Origin of the sequence: Brachybacterium fresconis, assembly GCF_017876515.1 — a bacterium.
GTDB classification, from domain to species: Bacteria; Actinomycetota; Actinomycetes; order Actinomycetales; family Dermabacteraceae; genus Brachybacterium; species Brachybacterium fresconis.
Genome location: NZ_JAGIOC010000001.1, coordinates 1,026,664 through 1,040,319, shown reverse-complemented (window position 1 = coordinate 1,040,319; position 13,656 = coordinate 1,026,664). Strand labels below are relative to the sequence as shown.

General features: G+C 70.8%; 15 protein-coding genes. 14 read left to right on the top strand and 1 reads right to left on the bottom strand.

The window, feature by feature from the left end; translation table 11 throughout:
- Positions 1–87 precede the first annotated feature (87 nt).
- From prfA to JOF44_RS04725, 14 genes are all read left to right on the top strand, one after another.
- The gene (gene prfA / locus JOF44_RS04790; RefSeq protein WP_209887972.1) at positions 88–1,209 is read left to right on the top strand and encodes a peptide chain release factor 1; all 1,122 of its coding nucleotides are present in this window, start codon (positions 88–90) and stop codon (positions 1,207–1,209) included.
- Positions 1,206–2,126 (top strand): peptide chain release factor N(5)-glutamine methyltransferase, encoded by a 921-nt coding sequence (gene prmC, locus JOF44_RS04785; RefSeq protein WP_209887969.1) that lies wholly within the window; start codon positions 1,206–1,208, stop codon positions 2,124–2,126. Before prfA ends, prmC begins: the two co-directional genes overlap by 4 nt.
- The gene (locus tag JOF44_RS04780) at positions 2,123–3,187 is read left to right on the top strand and encodes an L-threonylcarbamoyladenylate synthase (RefSeq protein ID WP_209887966.1); all 1,065 of its coding nucleotides are present in this window, start codon (positions 2,123–2,125) and stop codon (positions 3,185–3,187) included. Before prmC ends, JOF44_RS04780 begins: the two co-directional genes overlap by 4 nt.
- Positions 3,184–4,308, top strand: a complete 1,125-nt coding sequence (locus tag JOF44_RS04775) for a glycosyltransferase family 4 protein (protein WP_209887963.1) — start codon at positions 3,184–3,186, stop codon at positions 4,306–4,308. Before JOF44_RS04780 ends, JOF44_RS04775 begins: the two co-directional genes overlap by 4 nt.
- Positions 4,292–4,780, top strand: a complete 489-nt coding sequence (locus tag JOF44_RS04770; RefSeq protein WP_209887961.1) for a Cg1360 family ATP-synthase-associated protein — start codon at positions 4,292–4,294, stop codon at positions 4,778–4,780. The genes JOF44_RS04775 and JOF44_RS04770 overlap by 17 nt, the downstream gene beginning before the upstream one ends.
- Positions 4,781–5,005: 225 nt before the next feature.
- Positions 5,006–5,791, top strand: a complete 786-nt coding sequence (gene atpB, locus JOF44_RS04765; RefSeq protein ID WP_209887958.1) for a F0F1 ATP synthase subunit A — start codon at positions 5,006–5,008, stop codon at positions 5,789–5,791.
- A 72-nt stretch (positions 5,792–5,863) separates the two neighbouring features.
- The gene (gene atpE / locus JOF44_RS04760; protein ID WP_076807282.1) at positions 5,864–6,103 is read left to right on the top strand and encodes an ATP synthase F0 subunit C; all 240 of its coding nucleotides are present in this window, start codon (positions 5,864–5,866) and stop codon (positions 6,101–6,103) included.
- A gap of 10 nt (positions 6,104–6,113) precedes the next feature.
- A complete protein-coding gene (locus JOF44_RS04755) occupies positions 6,114–6,653 on the top strand; it encodes a F0F1 ATP synthase subunit B (RefSeq protein WP_209887956.1) in 540 nt (179 codons plus the stop codon).
- A 9-nt stretch (positions 6,654–6,662) separates the two neighbouring features.
- Positions 6,663–7,478 (top strand): F0F1 ATP synthase subunit delta, encoded by an 816-nt coding sequence (locus JOF44_RS04750; RefSeq protein ID WP_209887953.1) that lies wholly within the window; start codon positions 6,663–6,665, stop codon positions 7,476–7,478.
- An 83-nt stretch (positions 7,479–7,561) separates the two neighbouring features.
- Complete coding sequence (gene atpA, locus JOF44_RS04745) at positions 7,562–9,184, top strand: F0F1 ATP synthase subunit alpha (protein ID WP_209887950.1); 1,623 nt, start codon at positions 7,562–7,564, stop codon at positions 9,182–9,184.
- A 71-nt stretch (positions 9,185–9,255) separates the two neighbouring features.
- Complete coding sequence (locus JOF44_RS04740; protein WP_209887948.1) at positions 9,256–10,167, top strand: F0F1 ATP synthase subunit gamma; 912 nt, start codon at positions 9,256–9,258, stop codon at positions 10,165–10,167.
- Positions 10,168–10,219: 52 nt separating this feature from the next.
- Positions 10,220–11,674 carry a F0F1 ATP synthase subunit beta gene (gene atpD, locus JOF44_RS04735; protein WP_209887945.1) on the top strand — a complete coding sequence of 485 codons (1,455 nt, stop codon included), beginning with the start codon at positions 10,220–10,222 and terminating at the stop codon, positions 11,672–11,674.
- Positions 11,671–11,943 carry a F0F1 ATP synthase subunit epsilon gene (locus tag JOF44_RS04730; protein ID WP_209887942.1) on the top strand — a complete coding sequence of 91 codons (273 nt, stop codon included), beginning with the start codon at positions 11,671–11,673 and terminating at the stop codon, positions 11,941–11,943. The genes atpD and JOF44_RS04730 overlap by 4 nt, the downstream gene beginning before the upstream one ends.
- An 18-nt stretch (positions 11,944–11,961) precedes the next feature.
- On the top strand, positions 11,962–12,402 hold the full coding sequence (locus JOF44_RS04725; RefSeq protein ID WP_209887939.1) for a DUF2550 family protein: 441 nt from the start codon (positions 11,962–11,964) through the stop codon (positions 12,400–12,402).
- A 3-nt stretch (positions 12,403–12,405) separates the two neighbouring features.
- Here the strand turns inward: JOF44_RS04725 and JOF44_RS04720 are convergent, their stop codons facing one another.
- Complete coding sequence (locus tag JOF44_RS04720) at positions 12,406–13,641, bottom strand: N-acetylglucosamine-6-phosphate deacetylase (RefSeq protein ID WP_209887936.1); 1,236 nt, start codon at positions 13,639–13,641, stop codon at positions 12,406–12,408.
- Between the last annotated feature and the right edge of the window lie 15 nt (positions 13,642–13,656).

Sequence of the window (13,656 nt, the reverse complement as noted above, 5' to 3'; positions counted from 1 at the left end):
ATCGAACCGGTCTCCGACGCCGGTGCGCGCCCCAGGGCGTGCACCGGCGTCGTCTCGTGCGGGGCCGGGATCGAGCGGAGGAGCGGGATGGAAGCAGGTGGCGGGGATCGTCTCGCACCGCTGCGGCAGGAGCATGCGCGTCTGCAGGACGCGATGGCCGATCCCGCACTCCACGACGACCCTGCACGGGCCCGTCGGGTCGCTCGGCGCTACGCCGAGCTCGACACCGTGCTCGCCGCCGCCGCGCAGGTCGAGGCCACCCTCGCCGATCTCGAGACCGCCCGCGAGCTCGCAGAGGTGGGGGAGGGGGACGCGGAGCTCGCCGCCGAGGCCGAGCAGCTCGCCGAGCGCTGGGAGACCGAGCGCGACCACCTCGAGGACCTCCTGGCCCCGCGCGATCCCGACGACGCCCGCGATGTCATCCTCGAGATCAAGGCCGGCGCGGGCGGGGAGGAGTCCGCCCTGTTCGCCGGCGAGATGCTGCGCATGTACCGCTCCTACGCCGAGCACCGGGGTTGGCGCGTCGAGGTGCTCACCTCCGCCGAGACGGAGCTGGGTGGTCTCAAGGACGTCACCGCCGCCATCAGCGGCAGCTCCTCCGCAGCCCCGGCCGACGGCGTCTACGCCCACCTCAAGCACGAGGCCGGCGTCCATCGCGTCCAGCGGGTCCCGGTCACCGAGTCCGCCGGCCGCATCCACACCTCCGCCGTCGGCGTCCTCGTGCTGCCCGAGGCCGATGAGGCCGACGAGGGCGAGCTGCTGGCCGAGGCGATGGCCCCCGCGAATCTGCGCATCGACGTGTTCCGCTCCAGCGGCCCGGGCGGCCAGAGCGTGAACACCACCGACTCCGCAGTGCGCATCACCCACCTGCCCACCGGCATCGTCGTCTCCTGCCAGGACCAGAAGAGCCAGCTGCAGAACCGGGACCAGGCCCTGCGGATCCTGCGGACGCGTCTGCTGGACGCCCGGCGCCTCGAACAGGAGCAGGCCTCCTCCGCGACCCGCCGCTCCCAGGTGCGCACGGTCGACCGCAGCGAGCGCATCCGCACCTACAACTTCCCCGAGTCCCGCGTCGCGGACCACCGCACCGGGTACAAGGCCGGCAACCTCTCCCAGGTCCTGGCCGGGGACCTCGAGGACCTCATCGCCTCCAGCCGCGACGCAGAACGGGCCGCCCGCCTGGCCGAGGCCCAGCAGGGCGCCCCGTGAGCGGCACCGAGACCCGCGTGGTCCTGCGGGAGGCCCTCTCCGTGACCACTCAGCGCCTCGGCCGGGCCGGCGTCGCCTCGCCGAGCGTCGATGCCAGAGCACTGATCGCCGAAGCTGCCGGCACCGCGCGGCCGCTGATCCTGCTCGATGTCCTCCCGGACGGCTTCGCGGCACAGCTCGAGCAGCTCACGGCGCGCCGTGAGCGACGCGAGCCCCTCCAACTCATCCTCGGCCGCGCCCCCTTCCGCCGCCTGATGCTGCGCGTGCGCGAGGGCGTGTTCATCCCCCGGCCGGAGACCGAGCTCGCTCTGGAGCTGCTGCGCGAGCACGCCTCGGGTCCCCTCGAGAACCTCGTGGACCTGTGCACCGGCAGCGGCGCCCTGGCCGCCTCCGCCCTCGACGAGATCCCCGCCGCTCGCGTGCTCGCCGTCGAGATCGACCCCCGCGCCGCAGACCTCGCCGTGGAGAACCTCGAGGCCGCCGGCCCCGGCCGGGGGCGCGTCCTGCGGGCCGACCTCACCGCCGACCCCGCCGGGCCCGCCCTGGCCGAGCTCGCGGCGGCGGGCCCGGTCGACGCGATCCTGTCCAACCCGCCCTACATCCCGCCCGAGGCCGTGCCGCGGGACGCCGAGGTCCTCGAGCACGATCCCCACCGAGCCCTGTTCGGCGGCGGCGAGGACGGGCTCGCGGTGCCCCGCGCCGTGATCTCCTGGGCCGCCCGCCTGCTGCGGCCCGGAGGAGTGCTGATCATGGAGCACGCCGACGTCCAGGGCCCTGCCGCCCGGGACGCCGCGGCCCGCATCGGCGGCTTCGAGCAGGTGAGCACCGCCGTCGATCTGACCGGCCGCGACCGCTTCCTGGTGGCACGCCGTGCCGCTGGGGACCCGACCCCTGGAAGTGAGAGACTGACTCGGTGAGCGTCCACGACACCCAGAATCCTGAATCCCGCGAGGCCGCCCTCACGGCGGCGACGCAGGCCGTCCGTGACGGCAAGCTCATCGTGCTGCCGACCGACACCGTCTACGGCATCGGCGCCGACGCCTTCACCCCGGACGCGGTCGCGGACCTGCTCGAGGCCAAGGGACGCGGCCGCGACGTCCCGCCGCCGGTGCTGATCGGCGACCACGCCGTGCTGCTCGCCCTCGCCCTGGACGTCCCCGAGTACGTCGAGCGCCTCGCCGAGGAGTTCTGGCCCGGCCCCCTCACCCTGATCCTGAACGCCCAGCCGTCCCTGACCTGGGACCTGGGGGAGACCCGCGGCACCGTCGCCCTGCGCATGCCCGATGACGAGATCGCCCTGGACCTGCTGCGTCGCACCGGACCCCTCGCGGTGTCCAGCGCGAACCGCCACGGGAAGGCCGCCGCGCTCACGGTCCTCGACGCCGCCACCCAGCTCGGCGACGCCGTCGAGGAGTACCTCGACGGCGGCACCGCCCGCCTCGGGACGAGCTCGACCATCATCGACACCACCGTCGTGCCCGCCGAGATCGTCCGGGAGGGCTCGCTGAGCGCGGAGGACGTCGTCGCCGTCGTCGGCGACATCTTCACCGCCCCGGAGCCCGAGGAGCCCGAGGACTCCGACGGGGCCGACCAGGACGCGACGACCGCGGACGAGACGAGCGCAGGGGGCGAGCAGACGTCCGGGGAGGAGACGGCCGACGGGGCCGAGGCGACCGGGACCGACGGCGTCGAGGCGACCGGGACCGACGGCGCACAGCCCGCGGCGCGTGCCGGGACCGAGGAGGAGGCGGGGGAGCCCGACGGCCCCGTCGCACACTCCGACGGCCCGACCGCCTCCGCCGCACCGGCTGCCGAAGCGCCCCCGGCGCCTCCCGGCGTGCTGGACCTCCCGTCCGAGCCCGATCTCGTCGAGCTCTCCTCCACCCCTGTCGAATCCACCTCTGTCGAGGAGGTCACCCCTGACCCCGCTCCGTCCTCGGAGGAGGACGGGCCCGGACGGGGGAGCACCGCCGGGTGAGGATCTATCTCTTCATCCTGCTGGTCGCCGCGGCGGTGACGTACCTGATCACTCCCGCGGTCAGGCTGCTGGCCCGGCGCGCCGGGGCGATGACGGCCGTGCGCGAGCGCGATGTGCACGATGCGGTGACCCCGCGTCTGGGCGGGTTGGCGATGCTCGCCGGCGTGGTCGTGGCGATGCTGATCGCCAGCAACGTCCCGTTCCTCGAGGGGCTGTTCCGCGACACCCGCCAGCCCTGGGCGATCCTCGTGGCCGCCGCGCTGGTCTGCCTGCTCGGGGCGGCCGACGACAAATGGGACCTGGACTGGTGGGCCAAGCTCGCCGGACAGGTGCTGGCCGCCATGCTGCTGGCGTGGCAGGGGGTGTCCCTGGTGTCGCTGCCGATCGGCGGCGTCACGATCCTCTCGGAGCGCTCCGCGCTGATCCTCACCGTGCTGGTGGTGGTCGTCAGCATGAATGCCGTGAACTTCGTCGACGGGCTCGACGGGCTCGCCGCCGGGGTGATGGCCATCGGCGGCTCCGCCTTCTTCCTGTACGCCTATACGCTCACCCGCAACGTCTCCACCACCGATTACTCCTCGCTGGCCGCCCTGCTGACCGCCGTGCTGATCGGCGCGTGCGCCGGGTTCCTGCCGCACAACATGACGCGGGCGAGGATCTTCATGGGCGACTCCGGATCGATGCTCCTGGGGCTGCTGCTGGCCGCCTCCACCATCGCGGTCACCGGTCAGGTCGACCCCGCCCGCCTCTCGGGCGCGGACATCTTCGGCCAGTTCCTGCCGATCCTGCTGCCCATCGGCGTGATGGTGATCCCCTTCCTCGACTTCGCGCTCGCGGTGGTGCGGCGGATCGGCTCGGGCAAGTCGCCCTTCCACGCCGACAAGGCCCATCTGCACCACCGACTGCTGCGCCTGGGCCACTCCAAGCGCACCGCGGTGCTGATCATGTACACGTGGACCGTCGTGGTCTCGGTGGGGCTGCTGCTGCCGATCCTGGTGAGCACCCGCGCCGTCGTGATCTTCTGGGTGTGCGGGCTGCTGTTCGCCCTCCTGCTGACCTTCGACCCGCTGAGATGGCGTCCCGGCCGCCATCGGAAGGACTCCGATGTCCCCTCGACCTGACCGACCCTCCCCGAGCGCGGCCCGGCCGCGGCGCCGCGCCGTCGGCGACCGTGCGATGCAGCGTGCCACGCTGATCGCCCTCGGCGTCGGGATCGTGCTCGACGTCCTCGTGATCGTGCTCGCGGCGATGATCGGGGAGCCGCCGGCGCTCTCCGGCGCGCTGATCGGCGCCGGTCTCACCCTCGTCATCGTGCTGCCGACGGTCGCGGTCGCGTTCGCCGGCAAGCACCTGAGCCCGGTGTCGATGGCGGCCACGGTGCTCGGCAGCTGGGCCGTCAAGATGCTCATTGTGATCCTCGTCCTGATCGCCGTGCGAGACCTCGACGCGGTCTCGACCCGATGGATCGGACTCGCACTGCTGGTCGGCGCGGTCTCGGCCGTGTTCGTGGAGGCCGTGCTGCTGGCACGGTCCCGTCAGCCCCTCGAGGTGGAGCCCCCCGAGGACCCCTCGGAGCACCCGCTGGGATCGTGACTCTCTGTTATGCTTCCGGAGGTGCTCGACCGCTGATCACGGTGCAATACCGCAGGGGATACGACCACTGATCGACCACCCGGAACGCCCAGGCGTCGTCCATCGCCGTACGCACGGTGGCCGCCCCGGCAATGGTCGCGATCGAGTTGACGGCTACGGTCGGCGCTGCTGCGCTCGGCCACACGACCACGGGAGATCGAGCTGAACACCGCAGACCTCAGCCCCATGCTGCACGCCGAGGGCGAATCGCTCTTCCACATCCCGACGCTCGGGGTGTTCTTCCCGCCCCCGATCCTGTTCGCCGGCACGCCGTTCGAGTTCAACCGCGTCCAGCTGGTCCGCCTCGTCGTGCTCGCCGTCGTGCTGATCGTGATGTGTGTGATCGCCTCCCGCGCCAAGCTGGTGCCCGGCAAGGCGCAGAGCATCGTCGAGATGATCATCGAGTTCGTGCACACCACGATCATCCAGAACACCCTGGGCATCCGGGAGGGTCGACGCTTCGCCCCCTTCCTGGTCACCCTGTTCTTCCTCATCCTCACGATGAACCTCGCGGGAGTGGTCCCGGGCCTGAACCTCGCCGGCACGTCCGTCATCGGGCTGCCGCTGCTGGCGGCCCTGTGGACCTTCGCGGTGTACGTCATCTTCGGCGTGAAGAAGCACGGGTTCCTCGGCTACCTCAAGCACGAGACCATGCCCCCCGGCGTCCCCAAGCCCATCTACATCCTGCTGGTCCCGATCGAGTTCCTGCAGGTCGTCCTGATCCGCTGGGCCTCGCTGACGATCCGACTCCTGGCCAACATGGTGGCCGGGCACATCATGATGGTCGTCTTCATCGGCATCACCCAGGGGCTCCTGCTGTCCGGCACCTGGCTGATCGCGATCTCGCCCTTCTCCGGAGCGCTCGCGATCGGCATCTACGGCTTCGAGATCTTCGTGGCCGGCCTGCAGGCCTTCATCTTCACCATGCTCGCCGCGGCCTACATCCAGATGGCCACCTCGGACGAGCACTGAGCCCCCGCACCACACCTCCCGCAAGACCCTGTCTGCCGTCCGCCCGGTCGGCACAACGAAAGGAAACCCCCCGTGGACCCGATGATCCTCTCTGAACTCAACGGCAACGTCGCGTCGATCGGCTACGGCCTCGCCGCCATCGGTCCGGGCATCGGCATCGGCATCATCGTCGGCAAGACCGCCGAGGCCACCGCTCGCCAGCCCGAGCTGCGCGGCGCCCTGCAGTCGACCATGTTCATCGGCATCGCCTTCACTGAGATCCTGACGCTGCTCGCCATCGTCACCGGCCTCATCTTCGGCGGAACGGCCTGAGGCACCCCTGATGCTCAACGCCGAAGCAGAAGTTCCCGGCTACAAACTGCTGCTGCCTGAGACCTCGGAGATCATCTGGACGCTGATCTTCCTCATCATCTTCGCCGTCGTCTTCATGAAGTTCATCCTTCCGCGGCTGAACGCCGTGCTGGAGGAGCGCTCCGAGAAGATCGAGGGCGGGTTGAAGAAGGCCGAGGAGGTCCAGCAGCAGGCCGACGACCTCCGCGCCACGCAGGAGCAGGAGCTCGCCGCCGCCCGTCAGGAGGCCGCCGGCATCCGCGAGAAGGCCCGCCAGGACGGTGCCCGCATCGTCGAGGACGCCAAGACCCGCGCCGAGTCCGAGTCCGAGCGCGTCCTCGTGGCCGGTCGTCAGCAGCTGTCCGCAGAGCGCCAGACGGCCTCCGCCCAGCTGCACAACGAAGTGGGATCGCTCGCCAGCGACCTCGCCTCGAAGATCGTCGGGGAGTCCCTCACCGACGACGAGCGCTCCCGCCGTGTGATCGACCGGTTCCTGGACGACCTCGAGTCGAACCAGACCGCCACCCGATAAGGACCAGTGATGCGAGGAACTTCCTCCACCTCGTTCGCCGAGGTCGCCCAGCAGGCCCGCTCCGTCTTCGCCACGGACGGGCTCTCGCTGGAAGCCACCGCGGACGAGCTGTTCGCGATCGCGGACACGATCGACTCCAGCAATCAGCTCGTGCGTCTGCTCAGCGACTCCGGTCGCGACGCCGAGATGAAGGAGACGGCCGCCCGGACGCTGCTGACCGGAAAGGTCAGCGACGCCGCCCTCGGCCTCACCCTCGAGGTCGTGCGCCGTCGGTGGTCCGAGCAGGAGGACATCCTCGATGCGCTCGAACAGCTGGGTGTGCTCGCTCTGCTGGAGCAGTCGGAGCGCGGGGGCTCCCTCGCGCGGGTCGAGGAGGAGCTGTTCCAGTTCTCCCGCCTGATCGACGACAGCTCCGAGCTGTCCTCGAGCTTCGACGATCCGCGACAGGACCCCGCCGCCCGCGGCACCGTCGTCCGTTCGCTGCTGGAGGGTCGGGCCGACGCCCTCACGGTCGCGCTCGCGGTTCGCGCGGTCTCGCGCGCCACGGACGCCAAGCCCGCACGCCGCGTGCGGGAGTTCGCGGACTTCGCCTCCGAGCAGCGCCGTCGACTCCTGGCCGTGGTCGAGAGCTCCCGCCCCCTCGACGAGGCCCAGCAGTCCCGTCTGGGCGCCGTGCTCGCCCGCATCTACGGCCGTGAGGTGCAGATGAACCTCGAGGTCGCACCGGACGTCGTGGGCGGATTGAAGATCCACGTCGGGGACGACCTCTACGACGCAACCGTCCTCGCGCGCCTGGCCCAGGCCCGCGACCACCTGGTGTCCTGACGGCCCCGGCCGCGACACCCGCCCCAGCACCACACATCAGGCCCCGCAGCGACGGGGACCACGAGAGGAAGCGAAGCACCGCGATGGCTGAGCTCACGATCCGCCCGGAGGACATCCGGCACGCCCTGGACACCGCCGTGTCCACCTACCAGGCAGAGAACACCGACCGCGAGGAGATCGGCCGGGTCACCGAGTCGGCCGACGGCATCGCCCGCGTCGAGGGACTGCCCAACGTCATGGCCAACGAGCTGGTCCGCTTCGAGAACGGCGAGCTGGGCCTGGCGCTGAACCTCGAGCTGCGCGAGATCGGTGTCGTGGTGCTCGGCGAGTTCGCGGGCATCGAGGAGGGCCAGGAGGTCCGCCGCACCGGCGAGGTCCTCTCCGTTCCGGTCGGCGACGGCTACCTGGGCCGCGTGGTGGACCCCACCGGCGCCGCCATCGACGGCCTCGGCTCGATCGAGACCGTCGGCCGTCGCGCCCTCGAGCTCCAGGCCCCCAGCGTCATGCAGCGCAAGTCCGTCAAGGAGCCGCTGCAGACCGGCATCAAGGCCATCGACGCGATGACCCCGATCGGCCGCGGCCAGCGCCAGCTGATCATCGGCGACCGCCAGACCGGCAAGACCACCCTCGCGATCGACACCATCTTGAACCAGAAGTCGAACTGGGCCAGCGGTGACCCGAGCAAGCAGGTGCGCTGCATCTATGTGGCGGTCGGCCAGAAGGGCTCGACCATCGCCTCGGTGCGCTCCACCCTCGAGGCCGAGGGCGCCCTGGAGTACACCACCATCGTCGCCGCCCCGGCCTCCGACCCGGCCGGCTTCAAGTACATCGCCCCCTACGCGGGCTCGGCCATCGGCCAGCACTGGATGTACGAGGGCAAGCACGTCCTGATCGTGTTCGACGACCTGTCCAAGCAGGCAGAGGCCTACCGCGCCGTGTCGCTGCTGCTGCGCCGTCCGCCGGGGCGCGAGGCCTACCCGGGCGACGTCTTCTACCTCCACTCCCGTCTGCTCGAGCGCTGCGCGAAGCTCTCGGACGAGATGGGCGGCGGCTCGATGACCGGCCTGCCGATCATCGAGACCAAGGCCAACGATGTCTCGGCCTACATCCCGACCAACGTCATCTCCATCACCGATGGCCAGTGCTTCCTGCAGTCGGACCTGTTCAACGCGAACCAGCGCCCGGCGGTCGACGTCGGCGTCTCGGTCTCCCGCGTGGGCGGCTCGGCGCAGACGAAGGCCATGAAGTCGGTCTCGGGCACGCTGAAGATCGACCTCGCGCAGTACCGCGACCTCGAGGCCTTCGCGATGTTCGCCTCCGACCTGGACTCCGCGTCCAAGCAGCAGCTCAACCGCGGTGCCCGCCTGATGGAGCTGCTCAAGCAGGGTCAGTCCTCTCCCTTCCCGATGGAGGAGGAGGTCGTCTCGATCTGGGGCGGCACGAAGGGCAAGTTCGACGACATCGACGTCGAGGACGTGCGCGACTTCGAGGAGCACCTGCTGGAGCACCTGCGCCACAACGGCGGCGTGCTCGAGGCGATCCGCACCTCGGGCAAGTTCGAGTCCTCCACGGAGGAGGAGCTGAGCGGCATCCTCGACGAGGTCAAGAAGGACTTCCTCGCCGGCAAGGGCAAGACGGCGATCAACGACGTCGCCGACAGCCTGGAGGACGAGCAGATCGACCAGGAGACCATCGTTCGCGGCTGATCCGATCACCGTGCCCGCCCTGATGAGCGGGCACGGCGGACGCCGGTTTCACGCCACGTACGAGGAGAGACATGGGAGCACAGCAGAGGATCTACAAGCAGCGGATCGGGTCCGCCCAGGGCATGAAGAAGATCTTCAAGGCCAAGGAGATGGTGGCGGCCTCGCGCATCTCCAAGGCGCACGCGCGCGTGCTCGCCACGACGCCGTACGCCGACGCGATCACGCAGGCGATCGGCTCGGTCGCCACCCACACGCAGGACGCGGAGCACCCGTTCCTGGAGCAGGACCGCACGCAGTCCGGCCGGGCGGGGATCCTGCTGATCACCGCGGACCGCGGGATGACCGGTTCCTATTCGCACAATGCGATCCGCACGGCGGAGGAGCTGGCCAACACGCTGCGCGAGGAGGGCAAGACTCCGGTGCTGTACGTCATCGGCCGCAAGGGCGAGACGTACTTCAGCTTCCGCAACCGTCCGCCGTTCCGGTCCTGGTCCCCGTACCACGAGTCCCAGCTCGGCGCCCTGGGACAGGAGATCGGCCACAGCCTGTCGGCGGACCTGCTCAGCGAGGATCCGGAGGTCCACCTCGACGAGCTCTACCTCGTCGGCACCCGCTTCCTCACCCGCTTCCGGCAGGAGGCCCGGGCGAGCCGCCTGGTGCCGATGGAGCTGATGGACTCCGAGGGCGTGGACGCCGCGGCGTTCCCGCTGTACGAATTCACTCCGGACCCGGCCGCGGTGCTGGAGGAGCTGATCCCCCGGTACGTCGAGTCCCGGATCGTCAATCTGCTCATGCAGTCGATGGCCTCGGAGCACGCCGCCACCCAGCGCGCCATGAAGACCGCGACCGACAACGCCCAGACCCAGATCGACAAGTTCACGCGCCTGGCGAACGCCGCACGTCAGGCGGAGATCACGCAGGAGATCTCGGAGATCGTCGGCGGTGCCGGCGCCCTGTCCGGATCCGGCCGCACCGAACGCTGAGACCTCGCCCCGCGCTTCGCCGCGCCGGCTCGACCCCTTGGAGAGAACGCACATGACCACCACAGCCCCCGCCCCTGCCACCGCGACCGGTCGCATCGCGCGCGTCACCGGCGCCGTCGTCGACATCGAGTTCCCGCCCGGGGACATCCCGGCGATGTACAACGCCCTGACCGTGTCGGTCGAGATGAGCGGCGGCCTCGGGTCGACGGTCCTCACCCTGGAGACGGCGCAGCACCTCGGCGACGGCATGGTGCGCGCCATCGCGCTGAAGCCGACCGACGGCCTGGTCCGCGGCCAGGACGTCACCGACACCGGCGCGCCGATCTCGGTCCCGGTCGGCGACGCCACCCTCGGCACCGTCTTCGACGTGGTCGGCAACGCGCTGAACCTCCCCGAGGGCGAGACCCTCGAGGTCTCCGAGCGCTGGCCCATCCACCGCAAGGCGCCGAACTTCGACCAGCTGGAAGCCAAGACCCAGATGTTCGAGACCGGCATCAAGTCGATCGACCTGCTGACCCCGTACGTCCAGGGCGGCAAGATCGGCCTGTTCGGCGGCGCGGGCGTCGGCAAGACGGTGCTCATCCAGGAGATGATCTACCGCGTGGCCAACAACCACGACGGCGTGTCCGTGTTCGCCGGCGTCGGCGAGCGCACCCGTGAGGGCTGGGACCTCATCGAGGAGATGACCGAGTCCGGCGTCATCGAGAAGACCGCGCTGGTCTTCGGCCAGATGGACGAGCCGCCGGGCACCCGTCTGCGCGTGGCGCTGTCCGCGCTGACCATGGCGGAGTACTTCCGCGATGTGCAGTCCCAGGACGTGCTGCTGTTCATCGACAACATCTTCCGCTTCACCCAGGCCGGCCAGGAGGTCTCCACCCTGCTGGGCCGCATGCCCTCCGCAGTGGGCTACCAGCCGAACCTGGCGGACGAGATGGGTGTGCTCCAGGAGCGCATCACCTCCACCCGCGGTCACTCGATCACCTCGATGCAGGCGATCTACGTGCCGGCGGACGACTACACCGACCCGGCCCCGGCGACCACCTTCGCCCACCTCGACGCCACCACGGAGCTCTCCCGCGAGATCGCCTCGCGCGGCCTGTACCCGGCGATCGACCCGCTGTCCTCGACCTCGCGGATCCTGGATCCGCAGTACGTGGGTCAGGACCACTACGACACCGCAGTGCGCGTGAAGCAGCTCCTGCAGCGCAACAAGGAGCTGCAGGACATCATCGCGATGCTGGGCGTCGACGAGCTCTCCGAGGAGGACAAGGTCACGGTCGCCCGCGCGCGCCGCATCCAGCAGTTCCTCTCGCAGAACACCCACCTCGCCAAGCAGTTCACCGGCGTCGACGGTTCGGACGTCTCGCTGCGCGACACGATCGAGGGCTTCAAGGGCATCTGCGACGGCGAGTTCGACCACATCACCGAGCAGGCGTTCTTCAACGTCGGCGGGATCGACATGGTGATGGAGAACCACCACCGCATCCAGAAGGAGCTGGGGGCGTGAGCACCCTCGAGGTCACCTTCGTCACCAGCGACCGCACCGTCTGGACCGGGCAGGCGGCGCAGGTCGTCGTGCCCGCGGCGGACGGCTCGATGGGCATCCTGCCCCGGATGCAGCCGACCCTCGCCGTGCTCGGCGACGGCCCGGTGCGGATCATCTCCGAGGACGGCTCCGTCGCCGAGCGGACCGTCCACGGCGGCTTCGTCTCCGTCGACTCGAACACCGTGACCATCGGGGTCGACGACGCCGAGCTGCTCGACGCGGATCGCTGAGCCGAGTACGGTCCGTCCATGACCCACCTGAACATCCCGATCCTCGTCCTGGGGATCGGGATGCTCGTTCTCGTGCTGGCGCTGCTGGTGGTGGGCCGTCAGGTGGTCCTGGCGCGTCAGCAAGGCGCCTTCGAGTGCTCGCTGCAGCGCCGCGGCCTGGTGGGCGGCTCGAGCTGGCAGCACGGGCAGATGCGCTTCGGCACCGACCGGCTGCGCTGGTTCCGTGCCTTCTCCCTGCGGCTGCGTCCCGAGGTCGTCATCCGCCGCTCCCAGATCCTGGACGTCTCCCGCCGTCGACTCCCCGCCCGCATCGTGGGGGAGGAGGACTCCTATCTGGTGGAATTCGTCCTGCGGGGCGACCGCACCATCCTGGCCACCGTCGACCTTGTCTCCGGGGCAGCACTGAACTCCTGGATCGAGGCGGCGCCGACCGGCCTGGTCATGGGCGACGCCGACTGAGCCTCAGCTGCCGAGGACCTGACCGCCTCGCAGGACCGTGACCGGGCGCAGTCGATCGTCCACGAGCACCGCGTCACCGCGGCATCCGGGGGCGAGAGCCCCGATCCGGTCCTGCATCCCCAGCACGGCGGCGGGCACCGCCGACGCGGCCCGCACCGCCCGCACCAGGTCGACGCCGGCTTCGCACACGGCATGGCGCACCACGTCGAGCAGATGGGCCGTGCCCCCGGCGATCGAGGTGCCGCCGGTGAGGGTGGCGACGCCGTCGTCGACCGTGACGTCCAGCGCCCCCAGCCGGTACTGGCCGTCCGGCATCCCGGCGGCGGCCATCGCGTCGGTCACCAGCACCACGGAGTCCTCGGCGGCGACCGAGAAGACATGTGCCACGGTCCGGGCATCCAGGTGCACCCCGTCGGCGATCACCTCGACCACGAGCTGTCCGCGGGCGGCCGCGTCCAGGGCAGCGAAGGCGGGGCCGGGGTCGCGATGATGGATGGGCCGCATCCCGTTGAACAGGTGCGTGGCGGTGGGGCGCGGGGAGCGGCCGTGCTCCCGTCGCAGCAGGCTCAGCGCCAGGTCGACCGCCTCGGTCATCCGGGTGCTGGAGGCGTCGGTGTGGCCGAGCGAGGGCACGGCGCCGGCCTCGGCGAGGGCCTGGAGCACGTCGTCGGCGTCGTCGGTCTCGGGGGCGACCGTCATCGTCCCCAGCGCTCCCTGCGCGAGCAGGGCGAGCTCGCGGACCAGATCCCCGTCCCCGCCGACGATGTGCTCCGGGTTCTGGGCGCCGCGGCGCGCCGGCGAGATGAAGGGACCCTCGAGATGGATCGCGGCGATCTCGTCGGCGTCGTAGAGCCGGACGAGCTCGCCGACGCGCCGCCGCAGCGTCTCGGCGTCGGCCGTGACCAGGGAGGCGACCAGCGAGGTGGTGCCGTGACGGCGATGCTCATGCACCGCGGTCAGCATCTCCTCGGCCGTGCGGGAGTCCGGGAAGGAGACTCCGCCGCCGCCGTGGCAGTGGAGGTCCACCAGCCCGGGCAGGATCAGTCCGTCGTGGGTCAGAGCCTGCGCGGCCGTATGCGGGGGCGCCGCCGCGGCGGGCCCGGCCCAGACCACGTGGCCGCCGGCGATGAGCACCAGGGCCCCGGGCACCACCCCCTGCTCGAGCACCGCGGTCCCGCGCAGCGCGAGGTCGACGGGCAGTGGGGCGGAGGGGTGGTCCGGGGTCGTGGCGGCGGGCATGGGAGCTCCTGGCAG

Bases quoted from the DNA above. Each gene is read 5' to 3' on its own strand.
- prfA (WP_209887972.1), top strand. From the start codon at position 88: ATGGAAGCAGGTGGCGGGGATCGTCTCGCACCGCTGCGGCAGGAGCAT.
- JOF44_RS04770 (WP_209887961.1), top strand. From the start codon at position 4,292: ATGTCCCCTCGACCTGACCGACCCTCCCCGAGCGCGGCCCGGCCGCGG.
- atpB (WP_209887958.1), top strand. From the start codon at position 5,006: ATGCTGCACGCCGAGGGCGAATCGCTCTTCCACATCCCGACGCTCGGG.
- JOF44_RS04755 (WP_209887956.1), top strand. From the start codon at position 6,114: ATGCTCAACGCCGAAGCAGAAGTTCCCGGCTACAAACTGCTGCTGCCT.
- JOF44_RS04750 (WP_209887953.1), top strand. From the start codon at position 6,663: ATGCGAGGAACTTCCTCCACCTCGTTCGCCGAGGTCGCCCAGCAGGCC.
- atpA (WP_209887950.1), top strand. From the start codon at position 7,562: ATGGCTGAGCTCACGATCCGCCCGGAGGACATCCGGCACGCCCTGGAC.
- JOF44_RS04740 (WP_209887948.1), top strand. From the start codon at position 9,256: ATGGGAGCACAGCAGAGGATCTACAAGCAGCGGATCGGGTCCGCCCAG.
- atpD (WP_209887945.1), top strand. From the start codon at position 10,220: ATGACCACCACAGCCCCCGCCCCTGCCACCGCGACCGGTCGCATCGCG.
- JOF44_RS04725 (WP_209887939.1), top strand. From the start codon at position 11,962: ATGACCCACCTGAACATCCCGATCCTCGTCCTGGGGATCGGGATGCTC.
- JOF44_RS04720 (WP_209887936.1), bottom strand. From the start codon at position 13,641: ATGCCCGCCGCCACGACCCCGGACCACCCCTCCGCCCCACTGCCCGTC.